The organism is Mesorhizobium sp. M2C.T.Ca.TU.002.02.1.1, assembly GCF_003997225.1.
In genome coordinates this window covers 1-7,290 of record NZ_RZTO01000266.1, presented here as the reverse complement: position 1 = coordinate 7,290, position 7,290 = coordinate 1, and the positions used below count along the sequence as shown (strand labels likewise).

Genomic DNA, 7,290 nt, shown 5'->3' with positions numbered 1-7,290 from the left:
CGACAGCGCCGCTGCGATCTCGGCGCCGGCGGCTTCCGGAGATTCATCGAGTGTCTCCGGCGGGTCGATGACGAGAATGTCGGTCTTGTCGGCCTCGGCGATGAAGGGCAGCGCATCGAAAGCCGCGCGAGCCGCTTCCTTGCTGCCGTTCCAGGCAAGCAGCACACGCCGGAAGGTGGTGACCAGCGGCCCGCCGTGGGGCACGACCAGCACCGGCCGGCCGGCATCGTAGACCAGCGTGTCGACGTCGGCGCTCGGGTCGCCGCCGGTGTCGCGCTGCGCAGCGATGATCAGATCGGCGGCGCGCACGCTCGAGATGCCGGTCAGCGCGCTGTCGCCCGAGAAGCTTTCCAGGCTCCGCCACTCGAAGGACAGGCCGGATTCCTCGATCCGCTTCAGGAAATAGGCCTGCAACTTGTCGGCGCGTTCCTTGTTCATCTCGGCCGAGACCTGCAGGAATTCGGTATCCGGGAAGCCCGTGGCCGATGTGTAGGGCACGGGAAGCGCCTCGGCATGGATGCCGACGAGATGGCTCTCGAACCTCTCGGCAAGCGGAAGGGCGCAATCGAGAACGCGCTCGGCGTCCTGTTCGTTCTGCAAAATGGCAACGATTGTCTTGAAGCGCATGACCGGTCCCTCAATTGTTTGCGCTACGCGCGTGCGCAGCGAAGGAACGCCTCAGCGCGTTGACTGGTTCCAGCCGAACGGCGGTCAGTCTGCCTTGACGAAGCCCGCCACCATCGCCTCGACGTCCTTGCGCGCGGCCTCGAGCGCTTCCTCGCTGCGGGCTCGGACGACGAGCTCGGTCCAGAACTTGCCGTCGCCATATTTGGGGTAGGAGCCGATGATCGTGTCGGGATGCGCCTTCTGGATCTCGGCCAGCGGTCCGCCGATCAAGCCCTCGCCGAAGGGACAATGCACCGTGGCCGACAGCATCTTCGTGCCGGCCTTGAGCGTTGGCACGACATTGTCGAGCATGGCCTGGAAGATCGACGGCACGCCGGCCATGACATGGACATTGCCGATGCGAAAGCCCGGCGCGACGGAGACGGGATTGTCGATATGGTCGGCGCCGCGCGGCATGCGCGCCATGCGCTTGCGCGCTTCGGTGAATTCGATGCCGCGCCCGGCATAGCTTGCCTCGAGCAGCGCGTAGGCCTTGGCGTCGTATTCGCAGGGCACGCCGAAGGCCTTGGCGATCGAGTCGGCGGTGATGTCGTCATGCGTGGGGCCGATGCCGCCGGTGGTGAAGACGTAGGTATAACGGGCGCGCACGGCATTCACCGCCGCAACGATCTCGTCCTCCTCGTCGGGGACGATGCGCACTTCCTTCAGATCGATGCCGATCGCCGTCATGATGTCGGCGAGGTGGCCGATATTCTTGTCCTTGGTGCGGCCGGAGAGGATCTCGTCGCCGATGACGAGCATGGCGGCGGTGACGATTTCAGGCATGGCGGGGGTCCGGCGCAAAAGGTCGCCTGAGATAACGCGGCCGGCGGCCGGCCGCAATCGAAACCGGGAATGTGTCGGATGCGCGCTTGTGGCGGCGGCCGTTGCGGATATGGTGCGGTCGGTCGGGCCTGGGTGAAAACATGCCGATATCGATAGTCCTGTGGCTGCTTGCCGGCCTGCTTGCCGCCGTCGTCCTTGCCGTGCTCGCCTTGATGCTTGCGACCTGGCGGATCGCGGCAAAGGCCGAAGGACTGGTGCCGCCTTGCGGGAAATTCATCGAGATCGACGGCAACCGCATCCACTATGTGGAAGAGGGCGAAGGCAGACCTATCGTCTTCGTGCACGGGCTCGGCGCTCAGCTCCACCATTTCCGCCACACGATGTTCGGGCGTTTCGGTCCTGGTTACCGGCTGATCGCGCTCGACCGGCCGGGTTCCGGCTATTCGGTTCGGGCAAGGGGCGCGACCGGCCGATTGCCCGAACAGGCCGACATCGTGCGGCGCTTCATCGAGGAATTGCGCCTGGAGCGGCCACTCGTCGTCGGCCATTCGCTCGGCGGGGCCATCGCGCTTGCTCTGGCAACCGGGCACCCGACAGCGATTTCCGGCATTGCGCTGCTCTCGCCGCTGACGCATCTCGAAGCGAGGATACGCCAGCGGTTTGACCTGCTCTATGTTCCATCGCCGCTGCTGCGCCGTGTCCTGGCCTATACGGTGGCGATACCGCTCAGCCTTCGCTACGCGCGGCCGACGCTGAGGTTCATTTTCGCGCCGCAAGCGGTTCCCGCGGACTACATGGTCGCAGGCGGGGGATGGCTCGGCTTGCGTCCGTCCCACTATTTCGCCACATCCGCCGATGTCGTGGCCGTGGAACGGGACCTTGGCGAAATCGAACGGCGTTACCGCGACATAGCGATGCCGTCAGGCATCCTGTTCGGCACTAGCGATCAGGTGATCGGCGAGGCCGTTCATGGCGAACCGATGCTGGACAAGATCGCGGGCCTCGACTTCGAACGGGTCGAAGGTCTCGGCCACATGCCGCAATTTGTGGAACCTGAACGGGTCGTGGCCTTTATCCAACGTGTCGCCATGCGCGCCTTCGCTGTCGCGCACTGATTTCGGTCGGCGCCCCGCCCCGCCCACGGCCGTTCACGAAGCGTCACATAAAAGTGTCGGACATTCCGTCCCACCCGGAATTTCCGATGGAACCTTAGTAACCGCCGCAGGGTTTCGTTCGTATCGCTGTGGGGCCTCGGCCCCATGTATTTTGCGATCAAGAGAATGGAGAAATCCGATGCTTACAAGACTTATCGCAGCTTCGGCGCTGGTGCTGGCCATGGGTGGCGCGGCCATGGCGCAGTCATCCGATGACTGGTGGTGGTGGCACCGCGACCATCGTCCCGCGGCGAGCGAGCAGCAGGTAGATCCCTATACCACCGGCAGCATCAATGGCGACTCCGGGCTGACCACCTACGGCAATACCGGCGCTATCGGGCCGTGCGCGGACACCACGCCTGGTCCGGATGCCAACTCACAGCAGAACGTCAACGACCATTACTGCGGCAAATAGGGTCGCATAGTCGCCGGCGGCCGGTATGAAGCCTTGGGCTTAGCCGGTCGCGGAGGCAACCCCAATTCATAGTCCAGAGCGTTTCACTGTTTTAAGGAAACGGCGAAACGCCTGTCTCTTTGTTTTTGCGCTATTTCGGACGCAAGGCTGCGGCGCATGGAGCGAATCTGAAAGATCGCGACGCGCTTTAGAATTGCCTTAGTCGGATATTTCGGTCTGCGGGCGATCGCGGCCGTCGGCCAGTTCGTCGTGCCACTTTCCTTCGGCATCCTCATACTGGATGCCGTCCGTGGTGCCGGCGACCTGTTGCTCGGCCGAGGCGATTTCGGCGGCGCGCAGCGCTTCCTGGTGCGTGCGGAAAGTTTCAGAGAATGTCGAGCCGACCTTGTAGGCCCAGCCGCCATCATGCTCGACGATCTTGTAAGTCAGCTTCGCCATGGAATCCTCCGGTTAGGGAATCTGCTAGTGCGTTTCACCGTTTCATGGAAACGGTGAAACGCCCCGTCTCCTTGTTATACGCAATTCCGGACGGAAAACCGCTCACACTTTTCCTGGAATTGCTCAATGCAGCTTTGCGTCAGGTAGCCTGTCTTCGGGAACCAGCACTTCCGATTCCCTGGCCGCCTCGACGAGGGCGCGACGCGCGTCCGCGGTAGAACGATAACCTTCCAGCGCTTTGAGGCAAGTGTCGAGAGCATCACGATGGCGCTCGCCGCGATTGAGCGGCCAAACGGTCATCAGGCACTCGGCTGCCTCGCGGGTGCTCCGGATTTGGCGATATTTGCCGACATGGCCGAGCTCGACCACCACCGGCTTTTCAAAGGGCTTGTTGTCTATCATGGCCGCCAACGTAAAACGGCCAAATTGGTTGCAGTTGTGGCGAGGATCCTGCGCCCAAACGTCTCAGGCCCCTCGCTCACCCGGTTTTGTTTTGACGCAATTCCGGACGGAAAACCGTGTCACACTTTTCCTGGAATTGCTCTAACCGGCGGCCTTCATCCAATGCCGCATCGTCGTCACCGAACGCGCCAACTGGGGCGCCGGATGGATCTCCTCGCCGAAGGCAGCCGCCGCGCGCCAGCCCCAGCGCGGGTCGGCAAGGAATGCGCGCGCCAGCGCCACCATGTCGGCACGACCGTCGGCGACGATCGCCTCGGCCTGGCTCGGATCGTCGATCAGCCCCACGGCGCGCGTCGGAATGCCGGCGCCCTTGCGCACGGCTTCCGCCAGATGCACCTGGTAGCCAGGGCCCGGCGGCACCTGCTGCAGGGGCGAATTGCCGCCGCTCGAACAGCAGATATAGGCGACGCCCTCGGCCTTCAGCGCCTTGGCCACCTCGATCGCGTCCTCGACGTCGAAACCGCCGTCGACCCACTCCTTCACCGAAAGGCGCGCGCCCAGCATCATGGATGGAGCGGCCTTCCTCACCGCCCTGGCGATTTCGACCGCGAAGCGCATGCGGTTTTCCAGCGACCCGCCCCAGCGGTCGGTCCGCTGGTTGGAGAGCGGCGAGAGGAACTGGAAGATCAGATAGCCATGCGCGGCGTGCAGTTCGGCAAAGTCGAAGCCAGCGCGTTCGGCGCGCACTGCCGACTGCGCAAAACGCGCGATGAGCTCAAGAATCTCCTCATCCTCCAACGCGTGCGGCACATTCCAGCCCGTGTCATAGGCGATGGCCGAGGCAGAAACCGTCTGCCAGGGATCTTCGCCGGGCTCCAGCGGACCGCCGCCTTCCCAGGGTCTGCGGTTGGAGGCCTTGCGGCCGGCATGGGCAAGCTGGACGCCGAACTTAGTGCCGGGCGCGGCGACGCGCCTGGCGGCGTCGAGCGTGCGCTTGGCGGCCGCTTCGTTGTCGTCCGAATAGAGACCGAGGCAGCCATGCGAGATACGCCCGCGCCGCTCGACATCGGTCATCTCGACGGTGACCATGCCGGCGCCCGACATTGCCAGGTTCATCCAGTGATGGAGATGCCAATCGCTGGCCGAGCCGTCCTCGGCCGAATACTGGCACATGGGGGCGACCGCGATGCGATTGGGGAAGGTGAGGTCGCCGAGGGTGATCGGCTGGAAAAGCGATGACGTCATGAAGCGGGCTCCTGGGAAGATACCGCTATCTAGGCAGTCGCGGCGCGTCGCGCCAGACACGAGCCGGTGAAACTGCCGCTGGACCAGTCGGTTTCCAGGATTGCGCGGGTTATCGTTCGCCGCTAGAGCGGCTCCGCGTTTCGAAGGAAGCGGAGCCGCTCTATCTTCTTGTTAGACGCAATTTCGGACGGAAAACCGTTTCACACTTTTCCTGAATTTGCTCTATCCCTTTGCGGCCAATACGGAGGTCGTCATGGAAGATCGCATTCGCATCCGTTCGGAGGAGATCCTTTCGGACGATTGGGCGGTGCTGAAGAAGACGGTGCTCGACTATCGTCGCCGCGACGGGCGATGGGAGACACAGACCCGACAGACCTACGATCGCGGCGACGGCGCGGTGATCCTGCCCTTCGATCCGCGGCGCTCGACCGTGCTGCTCGTACGGCAGTTCCGTTTCCCGGCTTACGCCGTGGGCCATCGCCAGCCGCTGATCGAGGCCTGCGCCGGCTTGCTCGACGAGAACGAGCCCGAAACCGCCATCCGCAAGGAAGCGGAAGAGGAACTGGGCTACCGCCTGAAGGATGTCGAGCGGCTGTTCGCGCCGTTCATGAGCCCGGGCAGCGTAACGGAGCGGCTCTGGTTCTTCACCGCGCGCTATTCGCCAGCCGACCGCATTTCCGACGGCGGCGGCGCGCCGGAAGAGGGCGAGGACATCGAGGTCCTGGAAATGCCGCTTGACGAGGCGCTGGCCGGCATCGCCGACGGCCGCATCGTCGATGCCAAGACCATCATCCTGATCCAGCACCTGAAGCTCAACCCGATCACGGCTTGAGACAAGGAGGGCGTGGCTGCCCCCGGACAACAAAGTCGTTGCCTTTTCCCATGCGTCTGGTGCAATTGCTGGGCGATGGGTGGTGCGGGGCTTAAGAATCTGACCGGCAACGGGGCGAGGGCGGCTTTGGCCGTTTTCAACCTATGGTTGCTTATCCGATACAATCGCATGACCCGGTATTTCTACCGGCTGCACCGCCGCCTGCCGAATTTGTCGGCTCCCGTCTACTATACGGAGAAGGTGCACTGGCGAAAGATTTTCGACGACGACCCGCGTTTCGCCGTTCTGCTCGACAAGCTGAAATCGAAGGCCTTCGTGTCCGGGCGCGTGCCATGGCTAACCTTTCCGCCGGTCCTCTGGCAGGGTGCCGACGCGGCCCGGATACCGTTCGATGAACTCGGTGCCCCTTACATCGTCAAGTGCAACCACGGCAGCGGCATGAACGCCATCGTCGCCGACCCGAAGCGCGTGGACCGGGCCGGCGTGGTGGCGCAGATGTCGAAACATCTCGACAGGCGACATGGAAGGAACCTTGGCGAGAGATCGTATTGGCACATCGAGCCAACGGTCTTTGTCGAGCCGCTGATCGGCGCCGACGAAGGCTATATGCCGACCGACTACAAGTTCTGCGTGGCAGGCGGACGCGTTGTCTATGTCCTGGCCATAACGGGACGCGCCACGATCTTGCGGCGCGGCTTTTACGATCGCGATTGGCAACGCCTGGCAATCGCCGAGTCCGTGGACGATACCAGCCTGGACATCCCCCGGCCACCGAGCTTTTCGCGCATGGTAGAAGCGGTCGAGGCGCTGGGCGCCGATTTCGATCTGCTGCGCATCGATCTCTATGAAGAAAAGGGCGAGCCCGTCTTCGGGGAATTCACCGTCTATCCGCGCAGCGGCCTTTTCCGCTTCGATCCACCGTCATTCGATCTCGCCGTGAGCGAGAGATGGGACCTTGCCCAATCGGCCTATATGCGCGACCCGCCAAGCCGTTTTGCCCGATGCTACAAGGCGGTGCTGACAGCGGCGGGCTATTTCAAGCCCTGACGGCATTGCGCGGATGCGAAACGTTTCACCGATTCACCGAAACGGCGAGCCACTGCGTCTGGCCTGACCTTCGAAGCTCGAAGAGCGAAGGGTGGTGCGGACGACGGGAATCGAACCCGTACGATCAGAGATCGAGGGATTTTAAGTCCCTTGCGTCTACCAATTCCGCCACGTCCGCAGGCGTGCCCTTTTCAGATGCCTGATATGAGCCGTCAAGCGATGTTTCGGGCCGTCCGCAGTTTGCGCGGGCGGCTGTCGCATAGATTTAATATTAGTGATGTTTAAAATGCCAAGTTCTCCAAAGC

At 63.1% G+C, this 7,290-nt stretch carries 9 protein-coding genes and 1 tRNA gene; 4 read left to right on the top strand and 6 right to left on the bottom strand.

Annotated features, from left to right (window positions below; all coding sequences use genetic code 11):
• A partial coding sequence (locus EOD07_RS16010) for a universal stress protein (protein WP_164772278.1) occupies positions 1-627 on the bottom strand: 627 nt, incomplete at its 3' end.
• 84 nt (positions 628-711) lie between these two features.
• A complete protein-coding gene (locus EOD07_RS16005) occupies positions 712-1,452 on the bottom strand; it encodes a competence/damage-inducible protein A (protein ID WP_040981417.1) in 741 nt (246 codons plus the stop codon).
• Between the two features lie 140 nt (positions 1,453-1,592).
• Between EOD07_RS16005 and EOD07_RS16000 the strand changes: the two genes are divergently transcribed.
• Positions 1,593-2,567, top strand: a complete 975-nt coding sequence (locus EOD07_RS16000; RefSeq protein ID WP_127236162.1) for an alpha/beta hydrolase — start codon at positions 1,593-1,595, stop codon at positions 2,565-2,567.
• 178 nt (positions 2,568-2,745) lie between these two features.
• On the top strand, positions 2,746-3,021 hold the full coding sequence (locus tag EOD07_RS15995) for a hypothetical protein (protein WP_127236161.1): 276 nt from the start codon (positions 2,746-2,748) through the stop codon (positions 3,019-3,021).
• 198 nt (positions 3,022-3,219) lie between these two features.
• On the opposite strand, the gene EOD07_RS15990 is transcribed toward EOD07_RS15995, so the two are convergent.
• The 3 genes from EOD07_RS15990 to EOD07_RS15980 all read right to left on the bottom strand — a co-directional run bounded on the left by EOD07_RS15990 (position 3,220) and on the right by EOD07_RS15980 (position 5,106).
• Positions 3,220-3,459 carry a DUF2188 domain-containing protein gene (locus EOD07_RS15990; protein WP_073988559.1) on the bottom strand — a complete coding sequence of 80 codons (240 nt, stop codon included), beginning with the start codon at positions 3,457-3,459 and terminating at the stop codon, positions 3,220-3,222.
• Between the two features lie 123 nt (positions 3,460-3,582).
• Positions 3,583-3,861, bottom strand: a complete 279-nt coding sequence (locus EOD07_RS15985; protein ID WP_127236160.1) for a DUF982 domain-containing protein — start codon at positions 3,859-3,861, stop codon at positions 3,583-3,585.
• Positions 3,862-4,002: 141 nt separating this feature from the next.
• The gene (locus EOD07_RS15980) at positions 4,003-5,106 is read right to left on the bottom strand and encodes an NADH:flavin oxidoreductase/NADH oxidase (RefSeq protein ID WP_127236159.1); all 1,104 of its coding nucleotides are present in this window, start codon (positions 5,104-5,106) and stop codon (positions 4,003-4,005) included.
• Positions 5,107-5,359: 253 nt separating this feature from the next.
• Here EOD07_RS15980 and EOD07_RS15975 point away from each other — a divergent pair, with 253 nt between their 5' ends.
• Together EOD07_RS15975 and EOD07_RS15970 are read left to right on the top strand one after the other, a co-directional pair.
• Entirely contained in the window at positions 5,360-5,938 is a 579-nt protein-coding gene (locus EOD07_RS15975; protein ID WP_127236158.1) for an NUDIX domain-containing protein, read from the top strand.
• Positions 5,939-6,106: 168 nt separating this feature from the next.
• Entirely contained in the window at positions 6,107-6,985 is an 879-nt protein-coding gene (locus EOD07_RS15970) for an ATP-grasp fold amidoligase family protein (protein WP_245470168.1), read from the top strand.
• A gap of 92 nt (positions 6,986-7,077) precedes the next feature.
• Here the strand turns inward: EOD07_RS15970 and EOD07_RS15965 are convergent.
• Positions 7,078-7,163: transfer RNA gene (locus EOD07_RS15965), tRNA-Leu, on the bottom strand.
• Positions 7,164-7,290 lie beyond the last annotated feature (127 nt).